The sequence below is a fragment of the Mesorhizobium sp. B2-4-7 genome (assembly GCF_006442685.1).
GTDB lineage: Bacteria > Pseudomonadota > Alphaproteobacteria > Rhizobiales > Rhizobiaceae > Mesorhizobium.
Map to the genome: position 1 here is coordinate 456,664 of NZ_VFVH01000003.1, position 19,001 is coordinate 475,664.

Below are 19,001 nucleotides of genomic sequence, written 5' to 3' on the forward strand. Positions count from 1 at the left end.
CGCAATCGGGCCGCGCTTTTGGCGCGGCCCGATATCTTGGTGCTGTTCGTGGATGGTGAAGGCGATCAGCCGCGGAAGAGCGACAGGATCGACTGCGACGAACCGTTGGCGATCGACAGCGCCTGGATGCCGAGCTGCTGCTGAACCTGCAGGGCCTGGAGGCGGGTCGATTCCTTGTTCATGTCGGCATCGACGAGCTGGCCGACGCCGCGGTCGATGGAGTCCATCAGGCTCTGCGTGAAGGTCTTCTGCAGGTCGATGCTGCTCTTGGCGGCGCCGAGCGTGGTGGCGGCGTTCGTCATGTCCTTGAGCGCGGCGTCGACGACGTTCATCATCCCCGAGATCTGGTCGTCGCTGAAGCCTTTGCCCGTTGCGGAGTCGAAGATCTTCAGGCTGGCGACCGAATAGGTGTCGCCGGCCGCAACGGTAGCACCAGCAGCCGGAGTAGCCGCCGTGGCGGTGACGCTGCCGTCGGTGCCCAGACGCGCGGCGTCGAGGATGCCCTTCGCGGTGCCGGCCGTGGTACCCGCCTCGTACAGCTTGGTGCTTTCCACGTTGACGTCGATCGTCGAGATCGATACCGCGCCGGAAGCGTCACGGTTGAAGGCCGAAACGATCTTGACGTCCGCCACGGACGTGCCCGTGCCGCTGTCCACGGACAGCATGTTGGTGCCGGAGAAGCTGGCGCCGTCGGCATAGGCCTTCAGCTGCTTCTGAAGGGCGGCGATTTCGGTCTGGGTCTTTTCCTTGTCGGCATCCGTCTGGCCGTAAGAGGCGGTCAGCTTGGTCTTGATCTGGTTGATGGTGTCGATCGCGCTGTTCATGCCGGTGTAAGCGGTATCGACCTTCGAGGCGCCGAGGCCGAGCGCGTCCGAAACGGTCGACATCTGCTGGTTGTCGGAACGCATCGTGGTGGCGATCGACCAGTAAGCGGCGTTGTCCGAAGCCTGGGAAACGCGATAGCCCGTCGAGATGCGGGCCTGGGTGGTTTCGAGGTTCTTGTTGGTGGCGTTCAAGCTCTGCAGCGCGGTCAGCGCCGAGGCATTGGTCATGATACTGGCCATGTCTACTCGTACCTTACTTTTTACAGGTGTTTTTTGACATACCGGATTGGCCGGTATGACGGAGCGGCATCATGCCAATGATCTGTCTGAGACCCGATCACCCGCCATCTGCGGGGAATATGGCGGCAAGTCCCTACCAAAGGACTAAACCGGACGGTTAATCGAAAAATATTGTCGAAAAAAACGGGAGGGCGCGGTTCGGCGCCGGGCGCGATCAGTTGAAGGAGCGCACCAGGCTGCCGACAAGCAGGTTCCAGCCGTCGATCAGCACGAAGAACAGGATCTTGAACGGCAGCGACACCACCGTCGGCGGCAGCATCATCATGCCCATCGCCATTGTGATGGTGGCGACGATCAGGTCGATGACCAGGAACGGCAGCACGATCAGGAAGCCGATCTCGAAGCCGCGCCGGATCTCGGAGATCATGAAGGCGGGCACCAGGATGCGCAGGTCGACGGTTTCCTTCGCAACGGTCTGGCCGCGTTCGCGCGCGAGGTCGGCGAACAGGTCGAAGTCCTTGTCGCGCACATTGTGCAGCATGAAGGTGCGGAAGGGATCGGAAATCTTCTCGAAGGCCTCGGTTTGGCTGATCTGGTTGTCCATCAGCGGCTTGACGCCGGTATTCCAGGCCTGGTCGAAGGTTGGCGCCATGACATAGAAGGTCATGAACAGCGACAGCGAAATGAGGATAAGGTTCGCCGGCGTCGACTGCAGGCCGATGCCGGCGCGCAGGATCGAGAAGGCGATGACGAAACGGGTGAAGCTCGTCACCATGATCAGCAGGCCCGGCGCCACCGACAGCACGGTGAGCAGGCCGAACATCTGGATGATGTAGCCAACGGTGGTGCCGTCGGCCTTGCCGATGCCGCCGAGGTCCAGTTGCTGGGCCGTTGCGATCGATGTGGCGGCGCCGAGCAGTGCGGCGGCAAGAAGAAATTTCTTCATTCGAGCAGCAACGTCCTGATGAGTACCTGCTTGGCATGCCCCTGGCTGCGGATCGAGGCGCGCTCCTCGATATCGGCCTTCAGGTGCTGATAGCCGCTGGCGCCTTCTATCTGGTGCATCTTCAGGGTGCGCACGAAGGCCAGAAGATCCTGATGGATCTCATCCGACATTGCCGGCGGCTGCGGCGCGTCGTAGACCACCGACACTTCCATCCTGATCCAGGTCTCGGCGGGCGAGGCGATGTTGGTGGTGATCGGCGCCAGCGCGACGAGTGACGGTCCCGTGCCGGGCTCTTGCGCGTCGGCGGGCTTGGGTACCTTGCCCTCGTTTTCCGGCGCGACGGGTACCGATGCCGGTGCCCCCACACCCTTGAGATAGCCGCCGGACAGCCAGCCCATGCCGATGGCGGCAGCCGTCACCAGGAGCAGCATGGCGCCCTGGACGGCAAGGGAAGGACCCTTGCGAGACGGAACCTGTTCGACGCTGGCCACGGTGCTGCGGTCTCCAATGCCCTAGAATGGAAGAACCTGGTCGAGGATCTGCTGGCCGTAGGCCGGCTGCTGGACCTCGCTGACGCGGCCGCGGCCGCCATAGGAGATGCGCGCCTCGGCGATGCGTTCATAGGAGATGGTGTTCTCCGCGCCGATATCCGACGGGCGCACCATGCCGGCGATGGTGAGCACCCTGAGCTCATAGTTAACACGCACTTCCTGCGAGCCCCTGATCATCAAATTGCCATTGGGCAGGACTTCGGTGACGACGGCAGCAACGTTGAGCTCCAGGTTCTCCGAGCGCTTGATCTCGCCGTCCGCATTGGTTTCGGTGCTGGAGCTCAGGCCGGCGTCGCCCTTGCCGCTCGTGCTCTTGTCTTCCCATCCGAGCGTGACGTCGTAACCCAGCTTGCGCGAGGCGGTGCGGCTCCTGTCGTTCTGGTTCTTGAAGTTGGCCTTGTCGTTGAGCTTGATCCTGACGGTGAGAATGTCGCCTTCGCGCAACGCCCTGGGGTCGGTGAACAGCCGGCTCTGGCGATCGTCCCACAGCGAGAATTTCTTGACCGGCGCGGCAGGCGGCTCAGGATAGCTGTAGGGCGAAGCTCCTTCACTGCCGATGCCGGAACCGACCGGCGACAGTGAAGGCTCCCTGCCGATCTCCTTGAGATTGGTGCCGCAGCCGGACAAAGCTGCGACCGCGCACAGGATGAGCGTTCTGCGGATCATGACGGATCTACCCTTCGGGCTGCGCTGGCCATGATGCCGGTGAGCGTCGCCGCCGCCTTCTGGTCCATTTCGTTGAGGATGACGCCGGCCTTGCGCGAATCCAGCTTCATCAGGATGGCCGCGGCGAGATCGGCATTGACGATGGCCAGGCGCTCGGCCGCCGCGTCGGGCTTCATGCCGGCATAGATCTTGACGACGCTGTCCTCGGCCCGGGCCAGGAACACCTCGCGCCGCTTCAGCCAGGTCTCGTATTCGGCCCGCTTTTCGTCCAGTGCCTTCATGCGTTGGTCGATGCCGGCCTGGAGCTGTTTCAACTCCTCCGCCTGCAACACGTAGCGGCGGTCGCGGGCGGCGTCGGCTATGTTGGAGCAGAAGCGCTCGATCTCGCTTTGGTCGGGAGCCTTCTCCCGGGCCAACAGCTGCGGCGCGGGTGCGGGCGGCGCCCCCGGCAGGACCTGGCGGACGGCTTCCTCGGCATGCACGCCGCTGGAAAAGGCCGCCAGAGCGCAGGCCGCGAACAGGATCGCGGCGGGGCGGCATCCTTGATGGAATGAGGGGAAGAAGATCATCGGCATCGCCTATTGGAGAACCAGATCGGCTTGCAGGGCGCCGGCCGACTTGATGCCTTGCAGGATGGCAATGATGCCGTCGGGCTTCACGCCGAGGCGGTTGAGGCCGGAAACAAGGGTTTGCAGGTCCGGGCCGTCGAGCACGGCGACGCGCGCGTCGGGCCGGCTGGCGTCGATGGCGGTGAACGGCTCGACGGCGGTTTCGCCCTTGGAGAATGGTTCGGGCTGCACGACGCGCGGCGCTTCGGTGATGCGCACCGTCAGCGTGCCGTGGCTGATGGCCACGCGTGAGATCTTGACGTCGTTGCCGATGACTATGGTGCCGGTGCGCTCATCGATGACGACGCGGGCCGGCGTATCGGATTCGACCACGAGGTTCTCGATCTCGGCGTAGAAGCGGGCCGCCGATACGCTTTTCGGCCGTCTGATTTGCACGGTGCGGGAATCGCGCTCGGCCGCCACGCGCATGCCGAAGCGCTGGCTGGTGTAGTCATTGATCGCGTCGGCGATGCGAATGGCGGTCGAGAAATCGGGATTGCGCAGCTGCAGCGTCAGTATCGGCTGGTCATCGAACTCGGCCTTCACGGCACGCTCGATGATGGCGCCGTTCGGCACGCGGCCCGCGGTCGGGACGCCTTGCGTCAACTGCTCGGCCTGGCCCTGGGCGGTGAAGCCCGAAACGATGACCGCGCCCTGGCCGACGGCATAGATTTCGCCGTCCGCCGCCTTCAGCGGCGTCATGATCAGCGTGCCGCCGGCGAGCGAGGTAGCGTCGCCCATCGAGGAAACGTCGATGTCGATGCGCGCGCCCGACTGCACGTAGGGCGGCATGTTGGCGGTGACGATGACGGCGGCCACGTTCTTGGCGCGCGCTCTGCCGCCTTCGGTGGCGATGCCGAGATTCTCCAGCATGGCGCGAATCGACTGTTCGGTGAACGGCGAGTTGCGCAGGCTGTCGCCCGATCCGGCGAGGCCGATGACCAGGCCGTAGCCGACGAGCTGGTTGTCGCGCGAACTTTGCAGCTGCGCGATGTCCTTGATGCGCGAGGCGACCTGGCCCGGCGGCAGCGAGCTTGGCCCGGGCGAGACGCGGAACATGCGCGTGGTGGTGGCCGGATCATATTCAGGATCGTCATAGACGCCGCCATTCCTGGCGGCGAGTTCGCGCTTGGCCTTGGGCGTGAGGCCGTCGGCCAAGGCAGGCTGCAGGCCGAGCGCGGCCGCAAGCAGAAGAGCAAGCGGACGCATCATGAAGCGCTGACCTGGATGGTTCCGTCAGCCATCACCGTGCCGGAGAGAATTTTCCCGCTGTCGCTGTTGCGAACCTTGATGAGATCGCCGGCCGAGCCTGGCTGCAAGGTCACGGCGGTGGCCGATATCGTCAATCCGCCGGCGATGAAGAAGACCTGCACGGCTGCGCCCTGCTCGACCAGCCAGGCGTCGCGAATGGCGGCGGCGGGGATGTAGCGGCCGGGCAGCAGCGTGCGCTTGGCGATCTTGCCCTGGAGTTCCTCGGCAAGGGTGGCCACCGCGTCGGGCTTGTGCTTGCCGGGGATGAGGGTCACCTGCTTGAGGGCCGCGAGCTCGATGGTCTCGCCGGGATAAATGACCCGGTTTGGGATCAGCACGACCTCGCCGGCAGGCTGGCTGCTGGCGATCTGCGTTGCCGACCGGTTGGCCGCGTCCTGCGCGAAAGCCGGCATGCCGCCGGTCACCAGCGCAAGGACGAGCGCGGTGCGGCGGAACGCGGAGCAGGAGACCGGACCGGCCATTGTCGTTACCTGATGTTCTTGGAGACGACCGAGGCCATGTCGTCGGCGGCCTGGATGACCTTGGAATTCATCTCATAAGCGCGCTGCGCCGAGATCAGTTCGGTAATTTCCTTGACCGGGTCGACGTTGGAGGCCTCGAGATAGCCTTGCTGGATGGTGGCGAAGCCGGGATCGCCGGGCACGCCGGCATTGGCCGGGCCAGAGGCGGTCGTTTCCTGGAACAGATTGTCGCCGAGCGGCGCCAGTCCCGCTTCGTTGGCGAAGTTGACGATCTGGAGCTGGCCGAGATTCTGCAGATCGGTCTGGCCGTCGATGCGGGCGAAGACCTGGCCCGTCTTGTTGACGATGACCTCGACGGCGTCGACCGGGACGTTGATCGCTGGAATGACGCTGGCGCCGTCCACCGTCACCAGCTGGCCTGTGGCGTTGGTGTTGAAGGCGCCGGCGCGGGTATAGAGCGTGCCGCCATCGGCGCCTTCGATCTGGAACCAGCCCCTGCCGGTGAGCGCCATGTCGAAACTGTTGCCGGTGCTGGTCAGTTCGCCCTGGGTGTGGACGTTGCGCACGGCGGTGGTCTTGACGCCGAGGCCGATCGAGACGCCTTCCGGCACCAGCGAAGCGTTGGAGCGGTTGGGCACGCCTTGCGTGCGGTCGACCTGGTAGAGCAGGTCGGAGAATTCGGCCCGCGCCCGCTTGTAGCCGGTTGTGTTGATGTTGGCGATATTGTTGGCGATGACTTCCAGATTGGTCTGCTGGGCGTTCATACCGGTGGCGGCGATGGCGAGTGCTTTCATGGCCGAACTCCTCAGATGCCCATGCGGCTGACTTCGAGATAGGCCGAAACGACCTTGTCGCGGATGGCGACGGCGGTCTGCAGCGCCTGCTGGGCGCTCATCACGGCATCGACGACCTGACGGGTGTCGGCGTCGCCCTTGAGCGCCTGGACCGAGACCTGCTCGGCGTACTGCAGCGTGTTGACGGTCTTTGTGGCCGCCTGGCTCAGCGCCTCGGCGAAGGAGGTGCCGAGGTTGCCTGCGCTCGCGGGCGCAACGCCGCCCTGAAGCAGCTCAGTCGCCGTGTCGCCAAGTCCAGGCTTCAAGTTGAGCGCGCCGATGCCGTTCACGATCATTGGTTCCTCATCAGGTCGATGGTCATTGAAATGAGATCGCGCGCCTGCTTCACGACTTGCAGGTTAGCCTCGTAGGAGCGGTTGGCCTCGGTCATGTCAGCCATTTCGATCAGCACGTTGACGTTGGGCATCTTGACGTAGCCCTTGTCGTCGGCGGCCTCGTTGCCGGGTTGGAATTCCACGGGAAAATCGCTGGGATCGCGGTCGATCGAGTTCACTTCGACCGTTGAGCTGCCAGTGGTCCGGTCGAGCTCCGAGACGAAGCTGATGGTCTTGCGGCGATAGGGGTCGGAGCCGGGGGTGGTGCCGGTCGACTGGGCATTGGCGAGGTTTTCGGAAACCACGCGCAGCCGCTCCGACTGGGCGCCGAGGCCGGAGGCTGCTACTTTGAGGGCTGCTGTGAGCGCGTCCATGGTCAGCTCTTCACCGCCATCATCATCATCGAATGGAATGCCTTGACGATTGCCGTGTTGAGCTCGAAGGAGCGGCGCACCTCACCGGCCTTGAGAAGCTGGTCCTCGAGCACGACGGTGTTTTTTGACGGCATGACGACGCCGTCGTCTTCCTGTGGCTTGATCGCGAAACCGGCATTGGTCGCGGCGCTGCCGAGGTGTCCGGCCTGTGTCGTCTGCAACGACACCGCCGCGCGGTCGAGCACCTTTTCGAACGGCTCGACATCGTTTGCCGTATAGCCCGGCGTGTTGGCGTTGGCGATGTTGCCGGCGACCGCCGACTGACGCACGGCCAGCCATTGCGCCTGCTTGGCGGCGAGATCGAAAAGAGAAACGGGCTCCATGGGAATCTCCGGGCGTGTGCCCAAAGACTAAGCCGCCAGTCTTGCGCGGACCTTGCGGGCGGACGCAACCGGCAAGCGCGGCGAACTTATCTGGAAAGCTCGATCACCTGGTTGGCGCTGGTGACCATCACCCATTTGCCGTTGCGTTGCTCGATCGACGACACCTTGTTGGAATCCGGCAGTATCGAGCCGCGCTGGACCATCCACAGCCCGGTGTCGTCCTCGATCATGGCGCGGCCATTGGCGACGTGGACCATGCGGAATTTGGTGACGTCGGCCGGAAAGGGCTGGTCATCTGGTGCCGGGGCGGCGCTGGGATCGTCCTGCACGGTTCCGGTGGCAAGCAGGTCGATATTGGCATTCGGAACGTCCTTGGCCGTCAGCGGCGCGCTGCGCTCGGCAACCATGCCGCCGCCCTCGCGTCCAGAATTGGTGCCGGTGCCGCCGAACTTGATTGCCTGGACGCCGAACTGTTCCTGATTGAAGAAGATATACCAGGGGAACAGCGCGCAGATCAGGCCGAGCGTGATGCCGAGCGCGGCGATGACGAAATCGCTGCGCCGGCCGGCCTTCTTGCCCAGCCTGGGAAACGCGGCCTTGGGCGGCTGCGGCCATTGCGGCGCCGCGAAGAGCCCGTCGATGGCCGAGTTGCGGCTGGCTTCGATCTCTTCTTCGGCTTTCGCCTCAGCGATCATTTCGCGCAGGATACGCTCGGTATGCTGGAGCTCAGTCCCCTTGTTCGGCATTCTGCTTTCCCTTGAGATGGCGGGCGAGATCGGAGAACGGATCAGCGGACGGGCGGTCCTTCGGCGATTGCATCAGCGCCTCGTAGATCAGGGGTACCTGGCGCACCGCCATATCGAGTTCCACGTCGGCGCCGCCCTGGTAGGCGCCGAGCAGGCGGATGTCGCGCGTGTCCTCGAAGCGGGAGATCATCGACTTCAGCCGCGTCACCAGCGCGCGCTGCTCGACGCTCCAGGCCTTGCCGGCCAGACGTGATATGGACGACAGCGGATTGACCGGCGGATAGCGGCCCTGTTCGGCGATCGCGCGGTCGAGCACGACATGGCCGTCAAGGATGCCGCGCACGGAATCGGCCACCGGATCGTTGTGGTCGTCGCCGTCGACCAGCACGGAAATGATCGCGGTGATCGATCCTTTCCCTTCCACTCCCGGCCCGGCGCGTTCGAGCAGCTTCGGCAGCTCGGTGAAAACCGAAGCCGGATAGCCGCGCGCGACCGGCGGCTCACCCGTTCCCGTCGCCACTTCGCGCAGGGCGTGGGCAAAGCGGGTGATCGAATCCAGCACCAGAAGCACGCGGTGGCCCTGGTCGCGAAAATGTTCGGCGACACGCATCGCGGTGTCCGGCGCCCGCCGGCGCATCATGGCGCTTTCGTCGCTGGTGGCGACGACGGCTACGGTCTTGGCCATGCTGTCGCCGATCGTGTCCTCGAGGAATTCGCGGACCTCGCGGCCGCGTTCGCCGATCAGCGCCACGACCACGGTGTCGAAGGCGTCTGCGCCGGCGAGCATGGCCAGCAGCGTCGACTTGCCGACACCGGAACCGGCAAAGACGCCCATGCGCTGGCCGAAACAGAGCGGCGTGAAAATGTCGATGATCTTGACCCCGGTCATGAAGGCGGTGCCGACGCGCTGGCGCGCCATGGCGCCGGGCGTGGCGGCCCCGGACATGCCGTCGCCCCTGATCAATGGCGGGCCACCGTCGATCGCCCGGGTGAGCGCGTCGATCGTGCGGCCGCGCCACGAGGCATGCGGCGCCACGGCGAGCGGACCGCGACGGAAAACGGCGTCGCCTATGCCGGCATCGGCACTGCGTTCGAAGGGGGCCACGACAATCTCGTCGCGGCTGATCTTGACGATCTCGCCGCGGCGCGTGCCGGCATGGCCGCGCTGTTCGACAAGATCGCCCAGCCTGGCGAAATCCGAAAGGCCGCGCACCTTGTAATGCGTCGATGTGACTTCGGTGACGAGGCCGCCGCGTTTGAGCAGTCCCTCGGCATCGCTGAAGCGCCGCCATATCCGCTCCAGCGCGGCAAGCCGGTCTTCCGGCGTTGGCTGGGGCAGTCTTTCGGGTGCGCGCAGGGTTGGCTGGTCGAGCGACATGCTACTTCGAGCCGAGCGTCTTGATCGCCTCGTCGGTGGAGGAATCAGTCTGCCGCATCAGGGCGGCGGTGTTCTCGAAAGCGCGCTGGACCATGATCAGCCGCGTCATCTCCAGCACCGGATTGACGTTGGATTCCTCGACGAAGCCCTGGGCGACGCCGATATCGGCGCGATCGGTCACCGGCTCGGGCGTGCGCGCCGGCACGATGCCGGAATTGCCGTAGCGCACGAAATTCTCACCCGGATCGAAATTGTACAGGCCGATGGAGCCTACCAGCTGATCGTTCTGGCGCAACGATCCGTCGGCTCCGGCCTTGGGCGGGCCGTTGCGGGGGTCGAGCTGGATCGGTGCGCCGCCGGCGTCGAGCACGGGATGGCCCTCGACCGACATCAGCTCGCCATTCTCGTTCATCGAGAAGCGGCCATCGCGGGTCATGACGGTGCCGACCGGCGTCTCGATGGCGAACCAGGCGTCGCCCTGTATTGCGAAATCGAACGGATTGCCGGTCTCGGTCAGGGAGCCATGGGCGCCGGAAAGGTAGGTCTTGCCCGAGGAGGCGAAGGACACGGATTTCGGCCCGGTGCCGGACACCACGTCCTCGAACTTCACGCCGGTGGCGCGAAAGCCGACAGTCGAGGCGTTGGCGACATTGTCGGCGATCGTGTCGAGCCGACGCTCGAGCGCGATCTGCGAGGAAAGGGCGACGTAGAGACTGTCCCGCATGGTCAGAACTTCAACTTCTGCATGGCCATCATCAGGTCGGTGGAGATCCCCGCCGTGACCGGCTTGGCGAAGAGCACGCTGATCGACGACACGGCTGAAGAGGTCGGGTGGTTGATCTCGTACATGGAGGTGAAGCGGGTCAGGAACTTGCCGAGCTTTTCGGGGTCGGAGAAATCAGAAATGTCGAGCTTCTGCTCGAACAGCTGCGCCTGCTTGTCGACGTCGGCGGTGGCGAAGGAATCGGGCAAGCCGAGCACTGTGCGCACCACGCTGGCAAGAGCGGTGTCGGCGAGCACATCGTACCAGCTGGTGATATCAGGCGCCTTGCGCTGGAAATAGAGCGCCAGCCGTACGCCCTCGTTGGTTTGGCCGGCATCCTCCTCCAGCGTCTGGCGCATGTATTTGTCGACGGTCGGCTGCTGTGCCGGATTGGTCGTGGTGGCCGCTTCGCCGTATTGTTCGAAGTTGAAGGCGGAGGCGAGCCCGGCATAGGCTTTGTTGGTCATCTTGTTGGCGACGCTGTCGGGGTCGCGGACGCCACCGGCCAGAACGCTGCGGATGAGATCCTTCCTCTCTGTCGCCGGATCGAGCGCGTAGGCCGAGAGGGCATAATTGTACAAGCGGCTGTTGGCCATCAGATCGTCGATGGATTTCACGTTCGTGATGTTGGCCAGATAATATGCGGTCTCCGACTTGATGTAGTCCGCATTTGGCTTGATCAGGCCAAGCGCCGACCCTGTCGTGTAGATTTTCGGCGTATCTTTCAGCACTGCGTCGCGCGTGGTCGTCTGATCGCCATATTGGGCAAAATCGAAGGCCGTGACGAAGTTGGCGTATCGTTTATCGGTCAGCTTGTTTGCAGGGCTGTTGGGATCGCTCACGCCGCCCTCGAGCATGGCGCGGATCTGCCGCGGGGTTTCGGTTGACGCATCCAGTCCATAGGACGCCATGGCGAATGTAAGCAGGCGCTTGTCCGCCATGAGGTCGTCAATCGACTTCACCTTGGAAATGTTTGCCGCGTAGTAGTCGGCCTCGCCCTTGACGTACTGCGCGCTCGGCTTGACCAACGTCAGCCCGGCTCCGGCCATGTAGCCCTTAGGCACCGCCTGCTGGACGTTGTCGCGCGTGGTCGTCTGATCGCCATACTGGGCGAAGTCGAACGCCGAGACGAAGTTGGCGTAACTCTTGTCGGTCAGCTTGTTGGCGGGACTGTTGGTATCGCTGACGCCACCTTCGAGCATCGCCCTGACCGTTGCGGCCGGTTCGGTTTCGGCGTCGAGCCCGAATGCGGCCATCGCGTATGTCAGCAGGCGGCTGTCGCCCATCAGGTCGTCGATCGACTTAACCTTGGAGATGTTGGTGACATAATAGGCGGTTTCGCTCTGATAGTAAGAGAAGCCCGCCTGCGAGGCGCCGATCTGGACTTGCAGCGCATAGTTGCCGGTCACCAGCTGCTGCGCCTTGTTGTAAACCGTGGTATTGGCGCCGTTGGCTGCGAAGTTGAAGGCGCTGACAAATTCGGCGTAGCGCTTGTCGGTCAGCTTGTTGGCGAAACTGTCGGGGTCGGAAACGCCTTCCTTGAGCGCCTTGACCATGAACGCCTTGGCGTAAGCCATGTCCTCCAGGCCGTAGGCCTTCATGGCATATTTGAACAAACGGTCATTGTTGACGAAATCGTCGATCGATTTCACCTTGGTGATGTTGTCCAGATAATATTTGGTGTCGCGATCGACCGTCGGCTGCTTTTCGATGCGGTCGATCGACTTGTCGATGTCCCTGGTGATCAACTGGTAGCTGGTATAGGTACTGAGCAAGGACGCGCCTCCGGCCGAAGCTATGCCAGCACAGTAGACTCACTTCCTTGCGCGAAACTGAATCGCGCCGATCGGCTCGGTGCCGCTCCGATTCAAGCCTCACACAAGGCACGGGGACTATCCCTTGCACCTGACTTGAAATGCGGAAGGACCTCTCGTGGGCATTCTGATTGGACTGGTGGTGACGCTCGGCTGCGTCCTTGGCGGCTTCATGGCCATGGGCGGGCATCTGCATGTGCTGATGCAGCCCTGGGAAGCGGTGGTCATCTGCGGCGCCGCACTCGGCACCTTCCTCGTCGCCAATCCGATGAAAACGGTCAAGGACACCGGCAGGGGCATCCTCGAAGCCTTCAAGCAGGCCGTGCCGAAGGAGCAGGATTATCTGGAAACGCTCGGCGTGCTGCACAGCCTGATGCGTGAACTGCGTTCGAAGTCGCGCAGCGAGGTCGAGGCGCATATCGACAATCCCGAGGAATCGGCGATCTTCCAGGCATTCCCCACCGTGCTGAAGAACCACGACCTGACGCATTTCATCTGCGACTATTGCCGGATCATCATCATCGGCAACGCCCGTTCGCACGAGATCGAGGCGCTGATGGATGAGGAAATCCAGACCATCAAGTCCGACAAGATGAAAGCCTACCACGCGCTGGTGGCGGTCGGCGACGGCCTGCCGGCGCTCGGGATCGTCGCCGCCGTGCTCGGCGTGGTCAAGGCGATGGGCGCGCTCGACCAGTCGCCGGAAATCCTTGGCGGCCTGATCGGCGCCGCCCTCGTCGGCACCTTCCTCGGCATCTTCCTGTCTTACGCGGTGGTCGGGCCCGTCGCCACCAAGATCAAGACGGTGCGCGAGAAGAAGAACCGGCTCTACATCATCGTCAAGCAGACGTTGCTCGCCTACATGAACGGCGCCCTGCCGCAGGTGGCGATCGAGTTCGGCCGCAAGACCATATCGTCCTATGAACGGCCGACCATCGACGCCGTCGAGCAGAGCACGATGAACACCGGCTCCGCCGAGAAAAGGGCCGCCTGAGCGATGCGCGACAGATCGGTGCCGACATTGTCATGACCAGTCCCGGCAGTCCCTCACAAGCGCGCTCCCTGATCATCGAGCGCCTGGTCGGCGACAGCGGCGAGGCCGCCCAGGTCATCGGCGCCGGCCGGGGCATGGCAGAGCGCGCTGCGCCGCTGCTGCAGAAGAGCCTGACCAGTGAGCTTGGAGTTCCGGTCACCGTCGATCTCAGGGGGGTCGAGGTCAGCCGCGTCGCGGAGGCCCGCTCCCGTGCCGGCGATACGTTTGCCATGACCATCGTTGCGTCAGCCACGTCCTCCGATGCCATGACCCTGGTGATCGATGCGCCGGCGATCGCGGTCACGCTTTGCACGCTGTTCGGCGGCGACCCGGAGATGCCGGCATCGCCGATAGAGCGTGATCTGTCGCAGATCGAGGTCGATGTTTCGACCATGATGTTCCAGCAGGTCGCGCAGGCACTGAACGGATCGGGACGACGGTCGCTCGACCTGCGCCTGCCAGTGCCGCGGGCGATGTCGGGCACCGAAGCCAAACGACACGTGTTCCGCGACGGCGCTGCAATCCGCATCGTCTTCGGCATCTCGACGCCGGCCGACAGCGGCACCGTCACGGTGACGATGCCGCAGCGTGTCGTGCTGGCCAGCCGAGACAGCGCTGCTGCCGGCGGCGAGAACGATCAGGGCGCCAGCTGGCGCGCGCGCTTTTCGGAAGAAGTGATGCGCTCCACGGTAGCGCTCGAGGCGACCATGCCGCTGGCCCGACTGACGCTCGGCGATCTTGCCGATTTCGAAATTGGCCAGATCATCGAATTCGAGGCAACGGCGCAATCGCAAGCGCGTCTCGGCGCGCGCGGCAAGACGCTGTTCGTATGCGAGTTCGGCAAGCTGGGACAGAATTACACCGTCCGGATCAAGCATCCCTATGATGCCGGACAGGATTTTATCGACGGGCTCATGCCGGCTGGTGCCGGGCACGCCTGAGCTTTTGGAGACGATGCATGGCCAAGACCAAGGCAGAAGCCGAAATCGACCAGCCGGACGAGCAGCTCGACCGCGCCATCGAGGAATTGCGCGGGGTTCTGCATGAAGAGGAACAGCGCCCCGATATCGCGTTCAAGGCCGCGTCCGCGGCCAATTCGAGCGTCATCATGAACATCCCAGTCGACGTCCAGATCATCCTCGGCAGCACCGAGATGCCGGTGTCCGACCTGATGGCGCTGCAGAAGGGCTCCACGGTGGCGCTCAACCGCCGCATCGGCGAACCGGTCGACGTGGTGGTCAACGGCCGCAGAATAGCGCGCGGCGAGATCACCGTGCTCGAAAGCGACCCGTCGCGCTTCGGCATCAGGCTGACCGAAATCATCGCCGGCACGAAGGGCGCGTGAAGATGCGTCGCGGGTCTTGCCGGCGGCAGCGGGAGCGAAAGGCATGACAACGTCCCTTTCCCTGACGCGTCCGCAGAAGGCGGCCGCCATACTGGTGGCGATGGGCAAGCCGTCGGCCAGCCGCCTCTTGAAATTCTTCAAACAGGAAGAATTGAAGGCGCTCATCGAGGGCGCCCGGCTGCTCAGGACCATTCCGCAAGGCGATCTCGAGCGCATCGTCGCCGAGTTCGAGGCGGAGTTCACCGAAGGGGCGGGACTGCTCGATTCCGCCGACAGGATGGACACCATCCTCAATGAATCGCTGTCACCCGAAGAGATGAGCGCGATCATGGGCGACAAGAAATTCGAGGTTGCGCCGGAAGGTCCGCCGCCGATCTGGCCCGAGCTCGAGAAGCTCGAGCCGGTGCGGCTTGGTACTTTCCTGGCCGGTGAACATCCGCAGACTGCGGCCATGGTGCTGTCGAAGCTGGCGCCGCAGGCGGCGGCGAGCGTGCTGTTGACGTTGAGCAAGCCGACGCGCGGCGAGATCATCAAGCGCATGGTGACGATGGCCAATGTTCCCGACGCCGCCAGCAGGATCGTCGAAAATCGGCTGCGCACCAGCGTGCTGGCGGAAACCGCGACCAAGGATACATCGGCCGGACAGGCGCGCGTCGCCAGCGTTCTCAACGAATTGGACAAGCCGCTGCTCGAGGAGGTCATGCAGGACCTGGAGGCCGCCGGCACGCCCGATCTCGACGGCGTCCGGGCTCGGCTGTTCTCCTTCGACGATTTGCCGCTGCTTACCCAGAAAGCGCGCGTGCTTCTATTCGACGGGCTGTCGACCGAACTGGTCACGCTGGCGCTGCGCGGCACTTCGGCGATCCTTGCCGAAGCGGCGCTGTCGGCGATCGGCGCACGCTCGCGGCGCATGATCGAAGCCGAACTCGGACAAGGATCCGAAGGGGTTCCCCTCGCCGACATCATGGCGGCGCGCAAGACGATCGTGACGACGACAATCCGGCTGGCGCGCGAAGGCGCGTTCGAGCTTCCCGCGACCCAGAACGCCGCCGCCTAAGGCCGGATCATGGCAGAGGCGGTCGACAAGGATTCCAAAACCGAAGAAGCGACGGAAAAGAAGATCCGCGACACCATCGAACAGGGCAAGCTGCCCCATTCGAGGGAGACCGCGCTGCTGGCCTCCTTCGTCGCCATACTGGTGTTCACCGTCTTCTACGCCAAGGATGCCATTGTCGATCTCGGCATGTTCCTGTCGATGTTCCTGGAGAAGCCGGAAGCCTGGCCGATGGACACCGAGACCGACGTCATCGCGCTCTACAAGATCGTCATGCTGGAGGTGGGCCGTGCCATCCTCAGCCTGCTGGTGCTCCTGACCATCGCCGGCGTCGGTGCCTCGGTGTTCCAGAACATGCCGCAATTCGTCGGCGACCGCATCAGGCCGCAGCTGTCGCGCATCTCGATCGTCAAGGGCTGGAACAGGCTGTTCGGGGTGCAGGGCTGGGTCGAGTTCCTGAAGGCGCTCGGCAAGGTGGGCTTCGCCATCGTCGTGCTCGCCTTCACGCTGTCCGAGGATCACCGCAAGCTGCTCGCCGGCATGATCACCAATCCCGTCGCCTTCGGCCTCGTCATCCGCGGCATCGCGGTCGACATACTGGTGGCGATCGTCTTCGTCATGGGCCTGATCGCGGCGATCGACATCGTCTGGTCGCGCTTCCACTGGAAGCAGGACCTGCGCATGAGCAAGCAGGAGGTCAAGGACGAGTTCAAGCAGTCCGAGGGTGACCCGATCGTTAAGTCGCGGCTGCGCTCGCTGGCGCGCGACCGCGCTCGCAAGCGGATGATGACGGCGGTGCCGCGCGCGACGTTGATCATCGCCAACCCGACGCACTTCTCGATCGCGCTTAAATATGTGCGCGACGAGGATTCGGCACCGCTGGTGCTGGCCAAGGGGCAGGATCTGGTGGCGCTCAAGATCCGCGAAATCGCGCGCGAGCACAACATCCCGATCTTCGAGGACGTGGCGCTCGCCCGCTCCATGTACAAGCAAGTTTCGGTCGATAGTGTGATCCCGTCGCAATTCTACCAGGCCGTCGCCGAACTGGTGCGGATCGTCTACTCGAAAAAGGCTGAGCGCAGACAGATTTCATGAACCGCCAACCGCACGCCAATTCCCGCGAGATCATCGTCGCCAGCGCCATCGAGCAAGTCGTGGCGGAGCTCAGGCTGATCGATGTCGCCGATTATATCGCCTTCATCCGGCTGGAGCATTTCGCCTGCCTGTCGGACCTGGTCGATTCCGCGGCGGAACTGTTCTTCAAGCCGGGCACGCTGAGGCTCGGCCATGGCGGCGAGGCGCATGTCGACTGGAGCGGCAGCCCGCGCATCGTGCTCGATCTCGAGCTTCGGCCGCCCGGCGTCACGGTCTATTTCCAGCTGACGCTGAGCGAAAAAGGCGCCTCGGTCGCGGTCAACTACGTGTCGTTCGAAAAGCCCGGCGAGGACCCCGAGCACAACACCGCCCTGCTCGAGGCGGTGGTCGAACAGGCGCGTATCCGCAAGGTCGAGCCGCTGGCGTTCTAACTATTCGATCAGGCCGAGCCGCAGCGCCTTGGCGACCGCCTGGTTGCGGTTGACGGCGTTGAGCTTCTGGGTCGACTGGGTGAGATACTGGTTGGCAGTATGCACCGACAGTTTCAGCAGCCGCGCTATCTCCTCGCTGGTATTGCCGTTGGCGGTCAGCTTCAGGCATTCGAGCTCGCGTTTGGAGATCGCGCGCGTCTTGCCGACATCGCCCGGCCGCATGCGGGCGACAGCGGCGAACAGCGAAAAGCAACGGGCGTGGATTTCATAGAGCGCGTCCTGCGGCAGGGCGATCTCCGAGCCGAGGAAGACGACGAGGCCGCACTGGCCGCGATCGGCGTGGACGGGAAAGGCGATGCCGCTGCTGCCGGGCGCCGGCGGCGCCATCTGCTCGGTCCAGGCAAGGCCGCCGAACATATCGCTCATGGCCGCCACACCGTCATCCGTCCACCAGCGCGGTTCGGTCGAGATCCTGCTATGGCGCACGATCTCCTCGCCATTGGCGCCCGAGATGAACTTGGTCGCCACCGATATGCCGGGATAGTCGGAATCGAAGCACGGCACCAGCCGCGCCCGCTCGAGCGACGGGCTGACGAAGAACAGGCCGAAGGCCGAGGCATTGATGTCGACGGCGATCCACCGGCAGCGCCGCACAGCATCGGGAATGGTCACGGCGTGATGCGTTTCGGAGCCGAGCGAGAAGGCACCGAACGGATTGCGCTGGTCGTTAAAAAGGGCCTCGGCGGCCTGCTTGACGTCGGCCTGTTTCAAATGATGCCGCTCCTGATCGCCGTGGCGATGGCCATCGCGCGGTTGCTGGCCGCGAATTTCTGGATGGCGTGGGTGATGTAGCTGTTGACGGTGTTGGAGGACACGCCAAGGATGACGGCAACCTCGTCCGTGGTCTTGCCTTCCGAGACCCAGAACAGGCATTCGCGCTCGCGGTCCGACAGCGGATCCTGCATGGCGGCGGCGGCGATCAGTTGCGGAATATGCGAGAGCGCGTAGCAGCACTTCAGCTGCGCCTTCATCAGCGCCGGTTGGTCGATCCGACCGGCGGCTGCCGCCGAGAACAGCGCGAACAGGCGTTGGCGGCCGACATTCAGCCTAAGCGAATAGATTTCGGCATGGCCGAGCACGTCGAGCAGACGTGCCTCTTCGCCGGAGACCAGCCCCTCGGCCTGTGGTGCCTGCGCCGACACCAGCGGCCTTGGACGCATGCCCGGCGCGACGGTGAGCGCGCCCTGGGCAAGGCCAGCGATCAGCCGCTTGCCGATCAGTTCGATGGCGTCGAAAATCCAGTTGGACGAGACGATGCGCGCGTCGTTGCGGTCCTGATCGTGGACGATGGCGACCAGCATATAGCTGTCGGCACCGATCTCGGCGGTCAACTCCATGAAAAAGCTGGTGAGATCGCCGCGCGACGTCAGGCGCGAGCCCAATGTGTCGGATTGAAGAAGCGCGGCGGGACTGCTCATTTGCTGTTTTTGGCCGGAATCGATGCTGATGTCCGGATGCTGGAGAGCCAGCCGCCGAACCTGAAAACGCGTTACATTTACGAGACACACACAAGCGCGGGGTCGCGCCCGATCAGACGGAATCCATTCAGGGAACGCGAAGCCGTCCGCGTCTGGCGCCGGAATATTCCGGCACGTGAGACTTTGGGTGGTCGCCGTGCCCCCCGAGGACCGGCTGATTCGGGTCTAATCTACCCGTAGATGAATCTGACATCAAACGCGATTTGACAAAATCGAATCGAGTGGACTCAAGCCGCGACTCAGGAGCCGATTTTCGCGCGTTTCGGTGCGTGGAAATACCCGAGCCATGCAAGCCGGTCATCTCGGCCGGG

23 protein-coding genes are annotated in these 19,001 nt (G+C 63.9%); 6 read left to right on the forward strand and 17 right to left on the reverse strand.

Going from position 1 to position 19,001, the window contains the following annotated elements; translation table 11 throughout:
* Positions 1-65 precede the first annotated feature (65 nt).
* The 15 genes from FJ946_RS12330 to FJ946_RS12400 all read right to left on the reverse strand — a co-directional run bounded on the left by FJ946_RS12330 (position 66) and on the right by FJ946_RS12400 (position 12,155).
* A complete protein-coding gene (locus tag FJ946_RS12330) occupies positions 66-1,064 on the reverse strand; it encodes a flagellin (protein ID WP_140566244.1) in 999 nt (332 codons plus the stop codon).
* A 214-nt stretch (positions 1,065-1,278) separates the two neighbouring features.
* A complete protein-coding gene (gene fliP, locus FJ946_RS12335) occupies positions 1,279-2,010 on the reverse strand; it encodes a flagellar type III secretion system pore protein FliP (protein ID WP_140513640.1) in 732 nt (243 codons plus the stop codon).
* Positions 2,007-2,501, reverse strand: a complete 495-nt coding sequence (locus FJ946_RS12340) for a flagellar basal body-associated FliL family protein (protein WP_140496219.1) — start codon at positions 2,499-2,501, stop codon at positions 2,007-2,009. The genes fliP and FJ946_RS12340 overlap by 4 nt, the downstream gene beginning before the upstream one ends.
* 21 nt (positions 2,502-2,522) lie before the next feature.
* Entirely contained in the window at positions 2,523-3,227 is a 705-nt protein-coding gene (gene flgH / locus FJ946_RS12345; protein WP_140513639.1) for a flagellar basal body L-ring protein FlgH, read from the reverse strand.
* Positions 3,224-3,802, reverse strand: a complete 579-nt coding sequence (locus FJ946_RS12350; RefSeq protein ID WP_181167714.1) for a MotE family protein — start codon at positions 3,800-3,802, stop codon at positions 3,224-3,226. Before FJ946_RS12350 ends, flgH begins: the two co-directional genes overlap by 4 nt.
* A 3-nt stretch (positions 3,803-3,805) precedes the next feature.
* The gene (locus tag FJ946_RS12355) at positions 3,806-5,047 is read right to left on the reverse strand and encodes a flagellar basal body P-ring protein FlgI (protein WP_140522322.1); all 1,242 of its coding nucleotides are present in this window, start codon (positions 5,045-5,047) and stop codon (positions 3,806-3,808) included.
* Complete coding sequence (flgA, locus tag FJ946_RS12360) at positions 5,044-5,568, reverse strand: flagellar basal body P-ring formation chaperone FlgA (protein WP_140496215.1); 525 nt, start codon at positions 5,566-5,568, stop codon at positions 5,044-5,046. Before flgA ends, FJ946_RS12355 begins: the two co-directional genes overlap by 4 nt.
* Before the next feature lie 5 nt (positions 5,569-5,573).
* Positions 5,574-6,362 (reverse strand): flagellar basal-body rod protein FlgG, encoded by a 789-nt coding sequence (gene flgG, locus FJ946_RS12365; RefSeq protein ID WP_140513636.1) that lies wholly within the window; start codon positions 6,360-6,362, stop codon positions 5,574-5,576.
* Positions 6,363-6,373: 11 nt separating this feature from the next.
* Positions 6,374-6,697 (reverse strand): flagellar hook-basal body complex protein FliE, encoded by a 324-nt coding sequence (locus tag FJ946_RS12370; protein WP_181167715.1) that lies wholly within the window; start codon positions 6,695-6,697, stop codon positions 6,374-6,376.
* A complete protein-coding gene (flgC, locus tag FJ946_RS12375; RefSeq protein WP_140496213.1) occupies positions 6,694-7,110 on the reverse strand; it encodes a flagellar basal body rod protein FlgC in 417 nt (138 codons plus the stop codon). The genes FJ946_RS12370 and flgC overlap by 4 nt, the downstream gene beginning before the upstream one ends.
* 2 nt (positions 7,111-7,112) lie before the next feature.
* Complete coding sequence (flgB, locus tag FJ946_RS12380) at positions 7,113-7,493, reverse strand: flagellar basal body rod protein FlgB (RefSeq protein WP_140496212.1); 381 nt, start codon at positions 7,491-7,493, stop codon at positions 7,113-7,115.
* 86 nt (positions 7,494-7,579) lie between these two features.
* On the reverse strand, positions 7,580-8,239 hold the full coding sequence (locus tag FJ946_RS12385) for a hypothetical protein (protein ID WP_140566247.1): 660 nt from the start codon (positions 8,237-8,239) through the stop codon (positions 7,580-7,582).
* The gene (gene fliI / locus FJ946_RS12390) at positions 8,220-9,617 is read right to left on the reverse strand and encodes a flagellar protein export ATPase FliI (protein WP_140513634.1); all 1,398 of its coding nucleotides are present in this window, start codon (positions 9,615-9,617) and stop codon (positions 8,220-8,222) included. The genes FJ946_RS12385 and fliI overlap by 20 nt, the downstream gene beginning before the upstream one ends.
* 1 nt (position 9,618) lies before the next feature.
* Entirely contained in the window at positions 9,619-10,341 is a 723-nt protein-coding gene (gene flgF, locus FJ946_RS12395) for a flagellar basal-body rod protein FlgF (protein ID WP_140513633.1), read from the reverse strand.
* A gap of 2 nt (positions 10,342-10,343) precedes the next feature.
* The gene (locus tag FJ946_RS12400; protein ID WP_140566250.1) at positions 10,344-12,155 is read right to left on the reverse strand and encodes a DUF1217 domain-containing protein; all 1,812 of its coding nucleotides are present in this window, start codon (positions 12,153-12,155) and stop codon (positions 10,344-10,346) included.
* Between the two features lie 157 nt (positions 12,156-12,312).
* Between FJ946_RS12400 and motA the strand changes: the two genes are divergently transcribed.
* The 6 genes from motA to FJ946_RS12430 are packed head-to-tail and all read left to right on the forward strand — an operon-like array spanning position 12,313 to position 17,152.
* Positions 12,313-13,188: a flagellar motor stator protein MotA gene (motA, locus tag FJ946_RS12405; protein ID WP_140496207.1), complete on the forward strand. Its 876-nt coding sequence runs from the start codon at positions 12,313-12,315 to the stop codon at positions 13,186-13,188.
* 32 nt (positions 13,189-13,220) lie between these two features.
* Positions 13,221-14,168: a FliM/FliN family flagellar motor switch protein gene (locus FJ946_RS12410; RefSeq protein WP_140566253.1), complete on the forward strand. Its 948-nt coding sequence runs from the start codon at positions 13,221-13,223 to the stop codon at positions 14,166-14,168.
* Positions 14,169-14,185: 17 nt separating this feature from the next.
* The gene (fliN, locus tag FJ946_RS12415; RefSeq protein ID WP_140496205.1) at positions 14,186-14,572 is read left to right on the forward strand and encodes a flagellar motor switch protein FliN; all 387 of its coding nucleotides are present in this window, start codon (positions 14,186-14,188) and stop codon (positions 14,570-14,572) included.
* 43 nt (positions 14,573-14,615) lie between these two features.
* Entirely contained in the window at positions 14,616-15,629 is a 1,014-nt protein-coding gene (locus tag FJ946_RS12420) for a flagellar motor switch protein FliG (RefSeq protein WP_140513630.1), read from the forward strand.
* A gap of 9 nt (positions 15,630-15,638) precedes the next feature.
* The gene (flhB, locus tag FJ946_RS12425; RefSeq protein WP_140566256.1) at positions 15,639-16,721 is read left to right on the forward strand and encodes a flagellar biosynthesis protein FlhB; all 1,083 of its coding nucleotides are present in this window, start codon (positions 15,639-15,641) and stop codon (positions 16,719-16,721) included.
* Positions 16,718-17,152, forward strand: a complete 435-nt coding sequence (locus tag FJ946_RS12430; RefSeq protein ID WP_140496202.1) for a hypothetical protein — start codon at positions 16,718-16,720, stop codon at positions 17,150-17,152. Before flhB ends, FJ946_RS12430 begins: the two co-directional genes overlap by 4 nt.
* Here FJ946_RS12430 and FJ946_RS12435 read toward each other — a convergent pair whose 3' ends face one another.
* Together FJ946_RS12435 and FJ946_RS12440 are read right to left on the reverse strand one after the other, a co-directional pair.
* Positions 17,153-17,923 carry a helix-turn-helix transcriptional regulator gene (locus FJ946_RS12435; protein WP_140566258.1) on the reverse strand — a complete coding sequence of 257 codons (771 nt, stop codon included), beginning with the start codon at positions 17,921-17,923 and terminating at the stop codon, positions 17,153-17,155.
* Complete coding sequence (locus FJ946_RS12440) at positions 17,920-18,630, reverse strand: helix-turn-helix transcriptional regulator (protein ID WP_140496200.1); 711 nt, start codon at positions 18,628-18,630, stop codon at positions 17,920-17,922. The genes FJ946_RS12435 and FJ946_RS12440 overlap by 4 nt, the downstream gene beginning before the upstream one ends.
* Positions 18,631-19,001: the final 371 nt, after the last annotated feature.